Here is a 13,822-nt window from a genome sequence, read left to right on the forward strand (position 1 = left end):
GCCGCGCGAATCGAGGGAATCAGGCGCCCCGCGCAAATTCTTCACGTCTCCGCGCGAAAATTGCGCCCCAGTCCCGGGCCGGTGCCGACGTAGTGACGGAAGACGTAGAGCAGCGGCCGCCAGCGCGTCACGTCGACATGGTGGGTGCCTGGCACGGTGATGTCCTCGTGCGCGTGCACCCGGGTGACGCGCAGCTCGACGATGGCGAACGAGGGCGCGTCCTCGCCAGGCGTGAGCGTCGACCGGTGCGCCGAGAGCAGCACCGCCTCGAACTGCAGCGGACACTCGGCCACGCGCGGCGGCGCCACGGTGCCGGAGGGCAAGGGCGTGAGGCCCGCGCGCTCGAACTTGCGAGGCTCGTGCTGGTAGCCCATGGCGCGCTTCGCCTCCGGCACGGGGAAGCGGCCCGTCGTCGGCGCGATGCGCTCCACCTGCGGCCACTGCGCGGCGGAGGGCAGGTTCACCACGGCCTCCCGCGTGCGCTCCAGGTTCGCCAGCCCCTGGCCCATCAAGCCCAACCCCAGCACGAGCCGGTCGTCGAGCGCCCACACCGAGGAGAACGGCGTCAGGTTCGGCGCGCCGTCCTCCCCGACGGTGCTCAGCAGCGCCACGGGGGTTCCGAAGTAGAGGATGCGAGGTGCAATCACGCGGTGTCGGGTCGGCTCGTTCATCCGCGCATCGCTAGCGTGGGAGCGCACCGGGATGTTTCGGCGGTGACAGAAGCGTCGAGGGAAAGCCCCCGCGGGGAAATACTTCGGCCTGGACCGAAGTATCTCCGCGCGCAAAGCCATACACTCGCCCCATGCCTCAATCCCTCGACCTGGCCCTCGTCGCGGCGCTCATCGGAGACCCCGCGCGCGCGAGCATGCTGTCGCGCCTGCTGGAAGGCCCCGCGAGGACCGCGGGAGAGCTGGCGGCGGAGGCGCGCATCTCGCCGCAGACAGCGAGCGGCCACCTCGCGAAGCTCCTGGAGGGACAGCTCGTGCGCGTGGAGGTGCAGGGCCGCCACCGCTACTACCGGCTGGCCCACCCGAACGTGGCGCGAGCACTGGAGGCCCTCCAGCTCCTCGCCCCCACGCGCCTCATCCCCTCGCGAGTCCCCGAGCCGCTGCGCTTCGCGCGCACCTGCTATGACCACCTCGCGGGCACGCTGGGCGTGGCCCTGGCGGAGGCGCTGGAGCACCGGGGCCTGCTGGAGTCGGGAGAGGACAGCTACGTCCTGACGCCCGCGGGCACGCGCTTCGTCTCGAGCTGGGGCGTGGACGTGGAGGCCCTGTCCCAAGGCCGGCGCGCCTTCGCACGCCGTTGCCTGGACTGGAGCGAGCGCCGCGCCCACGTGGGGGGAGCGCTGGGCGCCGCGATGACGGAGCGCCTCTTCGTGCTGCGCTGGATTGCACGCCGGCCCGAGGGCCGCGGAGTGCGGCTCACCGTCGAGGGCCGGCGGGGATTCGACCAGCAACTGGGGCTGACCTGGCCGTGAAGCCGGTCAGCCCGTCGCCTCAGCCCCGAGCGCCAGCGGCGCCGATGCGGGCCGCCTCGCGGCGCACCGTGGCCTGCTCCAGCTCGTAGCGGGCGTCCTCGGAGGACAGGCCCTTCAGGCGCTCCTGCGCCTCGGCCATGCGCTTGCGCGCGCCGTCCACGTCGATGCCGGACACGTGCTCGGCGGCGTCCGCCAGCACCAGCACCTTGTCGTTGGCCACTTCCACGAAGCCGCCGGCGACGAAGTACGCGTCGCGCTTGCCAGCCTCCACCAGCGTCAGCGCGCCCGGCTCCATCAGCGACAGGAACGGGGTGTGGCCCGGCCGCACGCCAAACAGGCCCTTCCCACCGGGCACAACCGCCTCGTCGGCCTGGACCGACAGGATGCGCTTCTCGGGGGTGACAATCTCCACAGTCAGCTTGGCCATGAGGCTCCTCGCACTACCCAAATCAGAAATGGAGCTGCTGGGTGACGCCACCCACCGGCTCGAACTCCACCACCCCGCCGTCCGTCAACCGAGGCCCCTTGCCGGGGATGCCGAGCGTGCCTTCCAACCACTTCAAGTGGTGGGTCATCTGGCGCACCTCGGTGAGCAGCTTCGAGGGGACCACGTCCGTCAGGCGCCGCTCCAGGACGCGCTGTCCCTCGCGCGTGTACTGCCCCGCCACCAACACCTCCACCGCCCAGCCCGGAGGCCCCTTCGGCTGCTTGCCCTTCTTCTTCGTCCGGGGCGCGGGCTTCGCCTTCCCCTTCTCCACCAGGGGCCAGAGCACCCACACCCGCTCACCGTCGTTGGAGACGAAGTAGTAGTCGTCCACCGTCCCCACGCACTGCTCGAGGTGCCAGGCGGGACCGCTCTCCTTCGTCACCTCGAGCCGGCACTTGCCCGCCCCCGAGTCCACCATGCGCACGCTGTACAAGCCGTTGGCGCTCACCCGAGCCCTTCCCTTGCGCTCCTCCGCCAAGGCGGGGAGCGACAGGACACAGAAGAACAGGGCGAGCGCCGCGTGACGCATGGTCACCTCGGAAGAGGGTGGGACAGCGAGTCTACGCCACCATCTTCCGGGCGTTCTCGGCGACCTCGCTGATGGTGCCCGCCATGTAGAAGGCGCCCTCGGGGATGTCGTCGTGCTTGCCCTCGGCGATCTCCTTGAAGCCCTGGATGGTGTCCTGGAGCTTCACGTACCGGCCTTCCTTGCCGGTGAAGACCTGCGCCACGAAGAAGGGCTGCGACAGGAACTTCTGGATCTTGCGGGCGCGCGCCACGACCAGCTTGTCGTCCTCGGAGAGCTCGTCCATGCCGAGGATGGCGATGATGTCCTGGAGCTCCTTGTAGCGCTGCAGGATGCCCTGGACCTTGCGAGCCACCGCGTAGTGCTCCTGGCCGATGATGCCCGGGTCCAGGATGCGGCTGGTGGAGTCGAGCGGGTCCACGGCGGGGAAGATGGCGAGCTCCGCGATGGAGCGGTTGAGCACCGTCGTCGCGTCCAGGTGGGCGAACGCGGTGGCGGGCGCCGGGTCCGTCAGGTCGTCGGCGGGCACGTAGATGGCCTGCACGGACGTGATGGAGCCCTTGGTCGTGGAGGTGATGCGCTCCTGCAGACCGCCCATCTCGGTGGCCAGCGTGGGCTGGTAACCCACGGCGCTCGGGATGCGGCCCAGGAGGGCGGACACTTCCGAGCCGGCCTGGGTGAAGCGGAAGATGTTGTCCACGAAGAGGAGCACGTCACGGCCCTCCACGTCGCGGAAGTACTCCGCCATGGTCAGCGCGGAGAGCGCGACACGGGCGCGGGCACCAGGCGGCTCGTTCATCTGGCCGTACACGAGGACGGCCTGGCTGGCCTCCAGGTTGTCGGTCTTGATGACGCCCGTGTCCTGCATCTCGTGGTACAGGTCGTTGCCCTCGCGGGTGCGCTCACCGACGCCGGCGAACACGGAGAAGCCGCCGCGCTCGATGGCCACGTTGCGGATGAGCTCCTGCAGGAGCACCGTCTTGCCGACGCCGGCGCCGCCGAACAGGCCAATCTTGCCGCCGCGGGTGTAGGGGGCGAGCAGGTCGATGACCTTGATGCCCGTCTCGAACATCTGCACGCGCACGTCCTGCTCCGTGAACGGAGGGGGCGCGCGGTGGATGGGCCAGTACTCCTGCGACTTCACCGGGCCCATCTCGTCCACCGGCTCGCCGGTGACGTTCAGGATGCGGCCCAGGGTCGCCTTGCCCACCGGCACCTGGATGGGGGCGCCCGTGTTCTTCACCGGCGTGCCACGCGCCAGACCCTCGGTGGAGTCCATGGCGATGGTGCGCACCGTGTTCTCACCCAGGTGCTGGGCAACCTCGAGCACCAGGTTGTCCTGCTCAGGGCCCAGGTTGGCGTTGGTCAGCTTGAGGGCGACGTACACCTCCGGGAGACCACCGGGCGGAAACTCCACGTCGACCACGGGGCCGAGAACCTGGATGACTTTGCCTGCCGTAGGAACTTGAGCGCTCATGGGTGTCGTCTGCCTCGTGCGGGGGGCGACCGGCGCCGTGCCCGTCATCAAATTTCGGCCCGGATATGAGGGCGGAGCCCCTTTACCGGGCGCCTCCCCTAGAATCAAGCCTCCCGGGCTCCGGACCGGTAAGTCCCGCTTAGCGGATCCACGCCGTGGGGCCAACCCCACCTACTTTTCGCCCACCTGGTACACCAGCGGCAGGTTGCCCTTCGAGCCGCCGCCCACGATGACCACCTTGGCGTTGGAGCTGGCGGCCAGCTTCTCGGTCGCCTCGATGCCCTTGAAGCGCAGGTACTCCTCCGTGAGGCCCTGGCGGACGATGGTCTGGTACTTGGCGATGCCCTCGGCTTCGATCTGCCGGCGCTCGGCCTCCTGGCGCTCCTTGTCCAGGGTGAAGCGCATCTTCTGGCTGCGCTGCTCCTCGGCCAGCTTGTCGGAGATGGCCTCCCGGATGGCCGTGGGCAGCGTCACGTCCCGGACCAGGATGGCCTCCACGACGACGTGCTTGTCCTTCAGCGCCCGGGTCACCTCGTCGAAGATCTCCTTCTCAATCTGCTCGCGCTTGGTGGAATAGATCTCCTCCGGCGCGTACCGGCCGAACACCTTGCGGGCCTCTGAGCGGGTGATGGGGGCGATGAGGATGTCCGCGTACCGGGGGCCCGTCTGCGTGTGCAGCTCGAAGAGCTTCGTCGGGTCCACCCGGTAGCGCACGCTGGAGTCCACCCGCAGGTCCAGGCCGTTGTTGGACAGGACGCTCAGCTCGTCCTTCATCTCCTGGACGCGCAGGTCGTACACGATGAGCGACTTGCCCGGCCGCATCACGTGCATGCCTTCGCCATAGGGCTCGCGCAGCGTGCCGCTGCCGAACGAGTCGAACCCAATCCCCCCGTGGCCGCTGGGGATGGTGTCGAAACCACAGCCACTTCCCAAGAGCAGCACGCCCAACAGCATCCCCAGTCGCTTCACGAAGCCTCCCTCGCATGAGCCCACACGTGCTCGGGGGAGACCTTAAACGCGAAGGGCCCGCTCCCAAAAATGGGGCGGGCCCGGAGCGTACGGCGGTGGGGCCTGGGACTACTTGAGGGCCTCGGCGCCGGAGACGATCTCCATGAGCTCCTTGGTGATGACCGCCTGACGGGTGCGGTTGTAGGTGAGCGTCAGGCTGGAAATCATGTCGGAGGCGTTGGAGGTCGCGTTCTCCATGGCGCTCATGCGGGCGCCGTGCTCGCTGGCCACGCTCTCCAGGAGGGCGCGGTAGAGCTTGATGTTGACGGCCTGGGGCACCAGGCGGTCCAGCACGGCCTGGCGGTCCGGCTCGTACTTGAAGTCCACCATGGCGGCGGCGCCCTCGGACGGAGCCCCGCCCGTGCCCAGCGTCTGCAGGGGCAGCAGCTGGGTGACGACCACCTTCTGGTTAATCGCGCTGATGAACTCGTTGTAGACGATGTGGACGGCGTCCACCTCGCCGTTGAGGTAGCTGGCGACCAGCTCCTCGGCGATGTCCGCGGCGGCGCGGTAGTTCAGGCGCTGGTACAGGCCGCCGAAGTCCTTGCGCACGTCCTGGTTGCGGTTGCGGAAGAAGTCGTTGCCCTTGCGGCCCACCGTGGAGATCCGGATGTTCTCCAGGCCCGTGTTCTCGTACAGGAACCGGTTGGCGCGGCGGGTGACGTTGGAGTTGAAGCCGCCGGCGAGGCCGCGGTCCGACGTCAGGGTGATGAGCTCCACGCGCTTGACGGGACGGGCCGCCAGCAGCGGGTGGGTGAGGTTGTCGTCACCGGAGCGCGCCGACAGGTCCGCGATGATCTGATCCAACATCGTCGCGTACGGACGGGCGGCGAGGATGGCGTCCTGCGCCTTGCGCAGCTTCGCGGCGGAGACCATCTTCATGGCCTTGGTGATCTGCCGCGTGTTCTTCACCGAGCGGATGCGCTTGCGGATGTCGCGAAGGGACGCCATGGGACGAGCAACTCCTGTGGGACGTTCTGCCGATACCCCCAGGTGAGAGCAGGGCAGCTTGACGGCGGGGCCCCCTATATAAGCGGGCCGGGGGCCGGTCAACGGCAGTCCTCCCGGGGCTTTCCGGACACGCGGCCGGGTCCCTCCAGCGCAGGGCGGCCAGGCGGGCCCGGGGGCCCTGGGTTTCGATGGCGGGGCGGCACCTTACCTTCGAGGGCATGACCCCCGCTGGACCCGTGCTCATCGTCGAGGACGACCTGGACATCCGTGAGGCACTCCAGGCCTATCTGGAGCTCCAAGGGTATTCCGTGCGTTCGGCGGGGGACGGGCGGGAGGCGCTGGCGCACCTGGCGGCCTCGCCGAGCCCCTCCCTCATCCTGTTGGACATGGGGTTGCCGGTGATGGACGGGCACCGGGTGCTGACGGCCCGGGCGAGCGCGCCGGGGCTCTCGCGGGTGCCGGTCGTCATCCTGTCGGCGGACACGGAGCGGATGAGTCCTCGGGACAGAGCGGTGTACGCGGCCAGCCAGGGAGTGGCGGCGTTCCTGCCGAAGCCGGTGGACCCTCGGCGGTTGCTGGAGACGCTCCGGCGGTTGTTGCCGGGCCAGGCCGAGGCCCAGACGGACGCGCCTTCCTGACGTGAGGGCCTCACACGGGGCTTTGTCTGGTGGGCGGGTCGGAACACAATGGCGGCTGGAGTGGTGTTCCAGGGTCCATGAAGCCAACCCGAGCGAGCGGTATCTGGGCGCGCAGGGCCCTTGTCCTCCTGCTCGTGGGCATCGTGGGCCTGCTCGGCCTCTCGTACCTGGTGCGAGTGAGCTACGAGGAGCGCATCGTGCCGTTGGTGGAGGCGCCCGAGGCGCCCGTGGCGCTCGTGTTCGGCGCGGGGCTGGCGCCGGGCGCAGTGCCCTCTCCAGTGCTGGCGCAGCGGCTGGACATGGCGATGGCGCTGTGGCGCGCGGGCAAGGTGCGCGCGGTGCTGGTGAGTGGGGACGAGGTGAAGCCGTTCCACCACGAGACGCGGGCCATGCGGCGCTACCTGTTGGCTCGGGGCCTGCCGGAGGACGTGGTGCTGGGGGATGAGGCGGGGCTGTCGACGTATGACAGCTGCCTGCGGGCGCGGGCGGTGTTCGGGGCGAGCAAGGCATTGCTGGTGACGCAGCGGTTTCATCTGCCGCGGGCGTTGTTCATCGCGAACTCGGTGGGCATCGACGCGTGGGGCGTGGCGGCGGATGAGGGTCGCTCGACGCCTTGGCGGTACACGGTGCGCGAGACGCTGTCGCGGGTGCTGGCGTTGGGGATGGTGGTGCTGAAGGTGGAGCCCGTCTACCCCACGGGCCGCGCGGCGGTCCCCAAGGGCTGAGGCAGGGCCGAGCCCGGCAGGCGGGCGGGCGCGTGCGAATTGCGGCGGTCGGAGTGGGTTCTCATTGTTGAGACACGGAGGCTGGCCCACCCCTCTTTCGCGAGGAGAGACCCATGCGATTCAAGAAGCTCGGCTCGGAGGACGTGGGCGAGTCCACCTCGCTGCGTCATGTGAATCAGGACACCGGCGAGGAGGAGATCAACATCACCGACCAGGACCTGGCGTCGTCTCCTCCCCTGGAGGAGGAGCCGGACTTCCGAGACATCCTCCCGGACCAGATTCACGAGTTCCGCCGAGGGGATGAGGAGACGGAAGAGACGGAGCTGACGGCACAGCCCGAGGAACGGTTGCGCCCCGCGCGCAGGGACCAATTGCCGGAGAGCTAGGTTCACGCCCCCGTGAGGCGCCGCGGGGGTGGTTCGCGAGGAGAGGGGGCGGCACTCTCTTCACGGACGTCGCCGTGGGGCGAGTCCTGTACGCACCACGTCGTGGCTCGACGGAGCTGGGAAACCGGGCTCGGCACACGACGTGATGTGACGACATGGCAGAAGCCACGGCGTATCTGTTGGAGAGGAGCCGTGGGCCATCGGGTTGGCATGCCCCCGTGAATGGGGGCATGCACCCGTGGGCTGCCTACTTCCTTGGCTTGGCTTTCTTGGCGGCGCTCTTCGACGGCACCGCCTTCTTCGCAGCGCCCTTCTTCGCCACTGCCTGCTTCGCGACGGGCGTCTTCTTGGCGCCCGCCTTCACCGTGGGCTGCTGCGCGGGAGCCTTCTTCGCGGCCTTCGCCGATGCCTTCGTGGCGACCTTCGCAGGGGCCTTCTTCGCCGATGCCTTCGTGGCAACCTGCGCAGGGGCCTTCTTCGCCGCAGCCTTCGTGGCGGTCCCCTTCTTCGCGGGGGCCCTCGCGGGAGCCGGCTTCTTGGCTGCGGCCTTCGACTTGAGCGCCTTCGCAGGCACGGCCTTCACGCCCGTGGACTTCTTCTCCCCGGCCTTCGCGGGCGAAGCGTTCTTGCCGGTGGGCTTCGACGCCACAGGCTTCACGGGCGCAGACTTCTTGCCCGTGGGCTTTTGCTCCGCAGCCTTCGCAGGGGCCGCGACCTTGCCCGTGGACTTCGTCTCCACAGCCATCACGAGCGCGACCCTCTTGCCCGCGGGCTTCGCGGGGGCAGCGTTCGTGGCTGCGGCCTTCTTGCTCACGGGCGTCGCCGGGGCAACGTTCGTGACCACGTCCTTCTTGCTCGCGGGCTTCGCCGGAGCAGCGTTCGTGACCTCGGCCTTTTTGCTCACGGGCTTCGCGGCGGCAGCGTTCGTGGCCTCGGCCTTCTTGCTCGCGGGCTTCGCCTCCGCGACCTTCGCGGGGGCCGAAGGCTTCTTCGCCTTCGTGGACGCGGAAGCCTTCTCCGTGGCCTCGGCGGAGGCCGCCGTCACCACGGTCGGCTCGACCTCCTTCATCGCAGCCACCTCCGCGACCGTCACCGCCCCGGTCTTCGCCTTGTGGGCCTTGCTCGCCTTGGGCTCAGAGACCTGACCCGTGGGGGCCTTCTTCGGGGTCTTCTCGCTCCCGAGCTCCTTGCTCAGGGCCTCCTGCATCGTCGGCCTCACGAAGAGCTCGGTCTGCTTGACCTTCGACTCCACGCGAACGACGGGCTTCTTCCCATTGCCCGCCTTGGCCCCCGTACGTCCGCCCCCAGCGGCCTCGTCCCCGACGTAGCGGTCCCCGCCCGTGCCCTTCCGGCCGCGAGACACATCCTCGTCGTACTCATAGGCAAGCTCGCGCTGGGCCTCCTCCTCTTCGACCTCTTCCTCGGCCTCGTCGACGTCGTCTTCCTCGTCGTCGGCCTGCTCCTCGTCCTCCCCCGCCACGCCGGAGAGGGCCTCCTGGAGCACCGCGTTCATCGCCCGAGCGAAGGTGCGCTCTCCGAAGCTCTCGACCTCCGCCGGCGGGACGAGCACGTCGAGCATGTCCCGCAGCGAGCGGTACAGCCGCATCTCACGCTTCTCGCCATCCCAGGTGCCGTAGACCCACTCGTCGTCACCCAGCGCCTCGACCCAGCCCGGCAGCGGTCCACCGCCGTCGCCCTGCTCCACCATGGCCGACTTGCGCGCGGAGAACAGGTGCCGATGAGGCCCCTTCACTCCCACGCGCCATACCCCCGCCGCGGGGAGGCCCTCCAGCTTCAGCCGCGTCTTCTCCAGGACACTCGCGGCACCCTCGGGGCCATGCAGCGGAAAGAGCGTCACCTCTCCCAGGAACTCGCCGCCGTTGAATGCCAGGTACAAGTGGCCGAGGTCCTCGGGGAACGGGACGCCGCACTCGGTCTCCGCCCACCGGACCTCATCCGCGGACACACCCGTTGCCGCTGCTTTCGCCGACTTCCGCAGTGCCTCCAACCACTCGTGCATGACCCCTCCACGACACATCCACTGCACATCCACTGCGACAACCTTACGGCGGACGAGCCCTGTCGCGCAGTGTCCGTTTGGGACTTTTCACCCGACCTACCACGACCACCCCAGCTCAGGCGCCTGGCTCCCACTCCCTCGGGAGGAAGAACGTCGGCCAACCTGGGGGGCCTCACCCTGGGCTCCCGCCCCACCACGCCGGGGGACCCGCATCCCCGAGCTTCGCCTCGAAAGGCGAGACATCGGAGGCCAGGCCTCCGAGCCGGCCTTGAAGCCAGGGGGACGGACCGTTAGGCAAGGGCCATGGCGCATCCAGTCAGCTATGAGGGAACCCCAGAGAACTTCGACCAGCTCGTCCTGGAGCCCCAGGGCGAACTGGTGGTCGTGGACTTCTGGGGCGACGGCTGCCCGAACTGCGAGGTCTACGCGGCGGCCGAACCCATGCTCCTCTCGGAACTGGATGGCGCCCCCATGCGGGTGGTCAAGGTGAACGCCTACCAGCACGAGTCACTGGCTCACCGCTTCGGCCTCTACGGCATCCCCACGTTCCTGCTGTTCCGCGACGGGAAGCTCCTGGGGAAGATGAGCCAGTACTACGGGAAGGAATACTTCCTCGGCGTCATCCGCGAGCACCTGCCGACCCCACCCGGAAGCCCGGCGTAGGCCAAGCCCCCCCATATCGCCCCGAAGTACGAGCCTCGGTAAGAAACGGCACGTCATCCGTTTCTCCTCCGTCTGGAAGTCACCGCGTGGGTCTGCCCAGACGCGCTGAAGCCCACGCAGAGGGGGGAGATACATGAAGAAGATGCTCTTCACGCTGCTCGTCGGACTTTGCCTGGGCGCCAGTGCGCCCGTCCCCGCCGAGTCTGGCGACGAGGCCCAGGGCGAAGTGACGGCGGAGACAGCCGTGAACCTGGTGCCCTGCTGCTACGACTGTGGCGGCAACTACGTTGCCTGCCTCGAGCGATGCGACGAGCCCGGGGCTCCCCGGGGTTGTCAGGACACCTGCCTCGCCCGATTCAAGATCTGCAACCGCGCCTGCAGCTACAACAACTGCTGATCCTGCGGCGGGGGCTGAACGAGCACTTGGGGGTATCGGATGGGTCCATTGAGGGTCATGAACCGATACCACCCCAGGATGGCGAACCCGATGGCCCCGCCTCCCCAATACACAGCCAGCGAGGCGCTTTCGTTGATGACAGCGAAGACGCCGCCCAGCAGGACGGCGAGGAGTGCGGTCACGCTGGAGAAGATGACCAGCACACGGCCTCCGGGACCGGCTCGGGTCAACAGCGCGAAAGCCAGGGTGAGACACGTCAACCCTCCCAGGATGACGAACTCAGCAGCCCCCGAGAGCGATCTCCCACCCCAGCCACAGCCGGCGTACGCCGGCAGGGCCGACAGCAGGGCCGTGAGCACAGCCACGCGGGATGCCGCCCGAAGCTTCAGTTGAGGTCCATCAACAGGACGGGAGAACATGGCTCCTCCTCGGAGGTCGAGGCGCCTACGCAAGAGCAAACGCCTTGCCATCTCTCCTGTCCCTCGGGGCCGCCCCTCTTGAAGAGGGCCCGGAGCGCAGCGCGCGGCACAGTCGTGCAGGGCGCTGCACACGTCCTTGATTCACGCTAGCGCGAGGTCCCCTGACACCAGCCGCTCGAGCTGCACGTCCGGCGGCCATCACACTGGCAGGAGTTCGCACAGCGATTCGAGCCCGCCGGATTCCAGGCCTCGTTCCAGTAGTAGCGAGGGCTGTCGCAGCCCACCGCCGGACGCGCAACTCCCTGGCACCAGCCACTCGAGCTACAGGTCCGCATACCGTCACAATCACAGCTGCTGGAGCAACGATTGGGTCCGCGAGGGTTCCGAGCTTCGTCCCGGTAGTAATTGTAGTACTTGCACGCGGCCAGGTCCTGCTCCGCGCTCTCGAGCGACTCTTCCTCCACCAGTGCAGGCTCCACCTCTTCAGGGCTCGAGGACGAAGCATCCGCTCCACACCCGGACACCAGCACCAGGAACATCACCGACAAAGACAACACAACACCATTCACGACGCGCGCAAGGAACATCACAGCCCCCCTCGGGACAGCCAGATGAAGCGCCGTCCTCTTACGTCCTCGCGCAAAACCAAGGCAATCCCACTCAACCCAACGACCAGTCGTCGATATTCCTCACGTTGACTGCGCCGCACTCCCATGTCCCGCGCCATCCCCATGGATGGGCATCACTGCTGCTCGGGCAACAGCACACGGGACGTCCGTGCATCACCGACGCAAGTGCTTCCGCCACTCAGCAAGCCCCTGCTTCTGTCCCAGCACCGGACCCTCCACGTCCATCCCCACGTGATGCCGAGAACGAATGGCGAGCTCCGCCCACGCCCTCTTCCGAGTCTCTCGTGAGCTCTCGGGGGAGGCCAGCTCCTCCAAGCTGCTCTCCACGGCATAGGGCTTTCCCAGCCGCGCCCGCTTGATGCCTTGGAAGCGGGAACGATGCTCCTTCCACCACTGCTCCCAGACCGCCCGGTCCGTGCTCGGGAGACGCAGCTCCCGCGGAGGGTCATCCTCATCCTCCGTCGGGACCTGCACGACCTGCTGAAGCCCCGCCCCCGTCATGAGGTTCAGCGCACCGGCCGCGACCAGCCGATGCTCGCGGGCATCGCCCGCAAGCTCATCCATCAGACAAGGAATGGCCTCGACGGCCCCCAGGATGCCCATGGCCTCCAGCGCGGCCAGCGCCGTGTCAGGGCGGGCCTTCAACTGCTGAAGCATGGGCCAGTCCCGCTCATCCCCGGCCAGCGCCAGGAGCCGAGGCAAGTCCCTCGAGTTCGCGCCTCCCGCACGGCCCATCGTCCGGCAGAGCGGAAGCACGCGAGAAGACCCCAGACACAGCGCCGCCAGCGCCAGCTCCGCCCACTCGCTCCCAGATGGAGCGTGCAGCAGATTCTCCAGCACGGCGCTCGCGGGCGCATGGCCAAGCTGCGCGAGCGACCAGGCCGCTGCCCCGCGCACCTCGGCTGAAGGTGAATCCAACAACGGCACGAGCAGCTCCGCCCCGCCCTCCAGCCGACGCCCGATGATGCGAACCGCCGCGACGCGAACCTCGTCGCGAGACGAGCGCAGCAGCGGCCCCAGCCACTTCAGCAACCCAGGACGCTCGGCCAAGGCCAGTGCCTGCGTCCAGACAGGCACCAGGTCCTCCGCGGTGTCCTCCATCTCCTGGAAGAGTCCCTCCAGCTCCCCCTCCTCCACGACCGACGCCAGGACGTACACCGCGGCCATCAGCCGCGGCTCATCCCCATCCGCGAGGCCCTCCTGGGCCAGGGGCACGGACATGTCCGGTTGGATGCGCATGGCGTCGACATGCGCGGCCAGACGCTCCTCCAGGTCCGCGAGGTCCTCCCACTGAGAAGTCTCATCCAGCAGGCGCGTCTGGCGCTGCTCGAGCAGGAACTCGATTTCCGAGAAGTGCTCTTCCTGCATCTCACGAATGAACGCGGCTTCGGCGGGATTCCGCGCGGGCAGCGGGAGCACAGCCATGTCCGAGCCTCCTGCGGCCTCACGAGCCCTGTCGGGCGGAGACCTGTTCCCACCTAGTTGATCTGCACCGAGCCGCCCTTGATGCGGTTCACGCCCGACGCACGGGTCTCCACCTGGGTGCCTCGAATGACAATCTTCCCGTCGCTCCGCAGCGTGACGGAGCTCTTCCCGCAGCGCAGCACCAGCTCATCCTGCGCCTCCAGCTTCACCGTGCGCGGCTGCCCATCCACGCGAAGCTCCACCGGCCCGCCCTTCGCGCGCTCCTCCAACATCACATCCAGCAGCGGCGTCTCGCTGGCGGCCTGCACCACCCCCATGACGAGGGGAAGCGCGGGGTCTCCCTTCTCGAAGAGCAGCACCACGGACTGCTGGGCATTCACCGCCCGCTCCCACTCCTCCGGAGTCAACGACACGGCGACGCGCGCCGGCACGGGCCCCTGGGAGTTGCCCTCGAAGTCCACCTGCAGCACGCCGTGGGCCCCTCGCGAGACCAGTCGCCCCACGCGGCTCCCCAGGATGGGCTCCTGGGATGAAACCTCCAGCGAGCCCACCCGCTCGGCTCCCGCCTTCTCGTCGTTCGCGGCCATGGCG

The 13,822-nt window shown here is 68.5% G+C and carries 17 protein-coding genes; 6 read left to right on the top strand and 11 right to left on the bottom strand.

From position 1 onward, the window contains the following. Window positions 1-41: 41 nt before the first annotated feature. Entirely contained in the window at window positions 42-671 is a 630-nt protein-coding gene (locus tag MYSTI_RS37330) for a flavin reductase family protein (RefSeq protein WP_015353043.1), read from the bottom strand. A 131-nt stretch (window positions 672-802) separates the two neighbouring features. Between MYSTI_RS37330 and MYSTI_RS45470 the strand changes: the two genes are divergently transcribed. Beyond that, window positions 803-1,480, top strand: a complete 678-nt coding sequence (locus MYSTI_RS45470; RefSeq protein ID WP_015353044.1) for an ArsR/SmtB family transcription factor — start codon at window positions 803-805, stop codon at window positions 1,478-1,480. Between the two features lie 19 nt (window positions 1,481-1,499). Here MYSTI_RS45470 and MYSTI_RS37340 read toward each other — a convergent pair whose 3' ends face one another. The 5 genes from MYSTI_RS37340 to atpG all read right to left on the bottom strand — a co-directional run bounded on the left by MYSTI_RS37340 (window position 1,500) and on the right by atpG (window position 5,929). Then, window positions 1,500-1,907 carry a F0F1 ATP synthase subunit epsilon gene (locus MYSTI_RS37340; protein WP_015353045.1) on the bottom strand — a complete coding sequence of 136 codons (408 nt, stop codon included), beginning with the start codon at window positions 1,905-1,907 and terminating at the stop codon, window positions 1,500-1,502. A gap of 22 nt (window positions 1,908-1,929) precedes the next feature. Next, complete coding sequence (locus MYSTI_RS37345; RefSeq protein ID WP_015353046.1) at window positions 1,930-2,496, bottom strand: hypothetical protein; 567 nt, start codon at window positions 2,494-2,496, stop codon at window positions 1,930-1,932. A gap of 31 nt (window positions 2,497-2,527) precedes the next feature. Further along, window positions 2,528-3,970, bottom strand: coding sequence for a F0F1 ATP synthase subunit beta (gene atpD / locus MYSTI_RS37350; RefSeq protein WP_015353047.1), 1,443 nt, complete (start codon window positions 3,968-3,970; stop codon window positions 2,528-2,530). 171 nt (window positions 3,971-4,141) lie between these two features. After that, window positions 4,142-4,939, bottom strand: a complete 798-nt coding sequence (locus MYSTI_RS37355; protein ID WP_015353048.1) for a prohibitin family protein — start codon at window positions 4,937-4,939, stop codon at window positions 4,142-4,144. A gap of 108 nt (window positions 4,940-5,047) precedes the next feature. Continuing rightward, window positions 5,048-5,929 (bottom strand): ATP synthase F1 subunit gamma, encoded by an 882-nt coding sequence (atpG, locus tag MYSTI_RS37360; RefSeq protein WP_015353049.1) that lies wholly within the window; start codon window positions 5,927-5,929, stop codon window positions 5,048-5,050. A gap of 218 nt (window positions 5,930-6,147) precedes the next feature. Between atpG and MYSTI_RS37365 the strand changes: the two genes are divergently transcribed. The 3 genes from MYSTI_RS37365 to MYSTI_RS37375 all read left to right on the top strand — a co-directional run bounded on the left by MYSTI_RS37365 (window position 6,148) and on the right by MYSTI_RS37375 (window position 7,678). Further along, window positions 6,148-6,567: a response regulator transcription factor gene (locus MYSTI_RS37365; RefSeq protein WP_233278084.1), complete on the top strand. Its 420-nt coding sequence runs from the start codon at window positions 6,148-6,150 to the stop codon at window positions 6,565-6,567. A gap of 77 nt (window positions 6,568-6,644) precedes the next feature. Further along, window positions 6,645-7,292, top strand: coding sequence for a SanA/YdcF family protein (locus MYSTI_RS37370; RefSeq protein WP_015353051.1), 648 nt, complete (start codon window positions 6,645-6,647; stop codon window positions 7,290-7,292). 113 nt (window positions 7,293-7,405) lie between these two features. Continuing rightward, a complete protein-coding gene (locus MYSTI_RS37375; RefSeq protein ID WP_015353052.1) occupies window positions 7,406-7,678 on the top strand; it encodes a hypothetical protein in 273 nt (90 codons plus the stop codon). 247 nt (window positions 7,679-7,925) lie between these two features. On the opposite strand, the gene MYSTI_RS37380 is transcribed toward MYSTI_RS37375, so the two are convergent. Beyond that, complete coding sequence (locus MYSTI_RS37380) at window positions 7,926-9,698, bottom strand: hypothetical protein (protein ID WP_015353053.1); 1,773 nt, start codon at window positions 9,696-9,698, stop codon at window positions 7,926-7,928. A 303-nt stretch (window positions 9,699-10,001) separates the two neighbouring features. Between MYSTI_RS37380 and MYSTI_RS37385 the strand changes: the two genes are divergently transcribed. Then, window positions 10,002-10,361 (top strand): thioredoxin family protein, encoded by a 360-nt coding sequence (locus tag MYSTI_RS37385; RefSeq protein ID WP_015353054.1) that lies wholly within the window; start codon window positions 10,002-10,004, stop codon window positions 10,359-10,361. Window positions 10,362-10,494: 133 nt separating this feature from the next. Next, window positions 10,495-10,758, top strand: coding sequence for a hypothetical protein (locus MYSTI_RS37390; RefSeq protein ID WP_015353055.1), 264 nt, complete (start codon window positions 10,495-10,497; stop codon window positions 10,756-10,758). Here the strand turns inward: MYSTI_RS37390 and MYSTI_RS37395 are convergent. The 4 genes from MYSTI_RS37395 to MYSTI_RS37405 form a co-directional block, all read right to left on the bottom strand. Continuing rightward, complete coding sequence (locus MYSTI_RS37395) at window positions 10,743-11,177, bottom strand: hypothetical protein (protein WP_015353056.1); 435 nt, start codon at window positions 11,175-11,177, stop codon at window positions 10,743-10,745. The genes MYSTI_RS37390 and MYSTI_RS37395 overlap by 16 nt on opposite strands. A gap of 146 nt (window positions 11,178-11,323) precedes the next feature. Then, window positions 11,324-11,764, bottom strand: a complete 441-nt coding sequence (locus MYSTI_RS43495) for a hypothetical protein (protein ID WP_015353057.1) — start codon at window positions 11,762-11,764, stop codon at window positions 11,324-11,326. Between the two features lie 195 nt (window positions 11,765-11,959). Continuing rightward, window positions 11,960-13,231, bottom strand: a complete 1,272-nt coding sequence (locus tag MYSTI_RS37400) for a HEAT repeat domain-containing protein (protein ID WP_015353058.1) — start codon at window positions 13,229-13,231, stop codon at window positions 11,960-11,962. Window positions 13,232-13,284: 53 nt separating this feature from the next. Continuing rightward, window positions 13,285-13,818 (bottom strand): DUF6484 domain-containing protein, encoded by a 534-nt coding sequence (locus tag MYSTI_RS37405; RefSeq protein WP_015353059.1) that lies wholly within the window; start codon window positions 13,816-13,818, stop codon window positions 13,285-13,287. Window positions 13,819-13,822 lie beyond the last annotated feature (4 nt).

This window comes from Myxococcus stipitatus DSM 14675 (assembly GCF_000331735.1).
Lineage (GTDB): Bacteria > Myxococcota > Myxococcia > Myxococcales > Myxococcaceae > Myxococcus > Myxococcus stipitatus.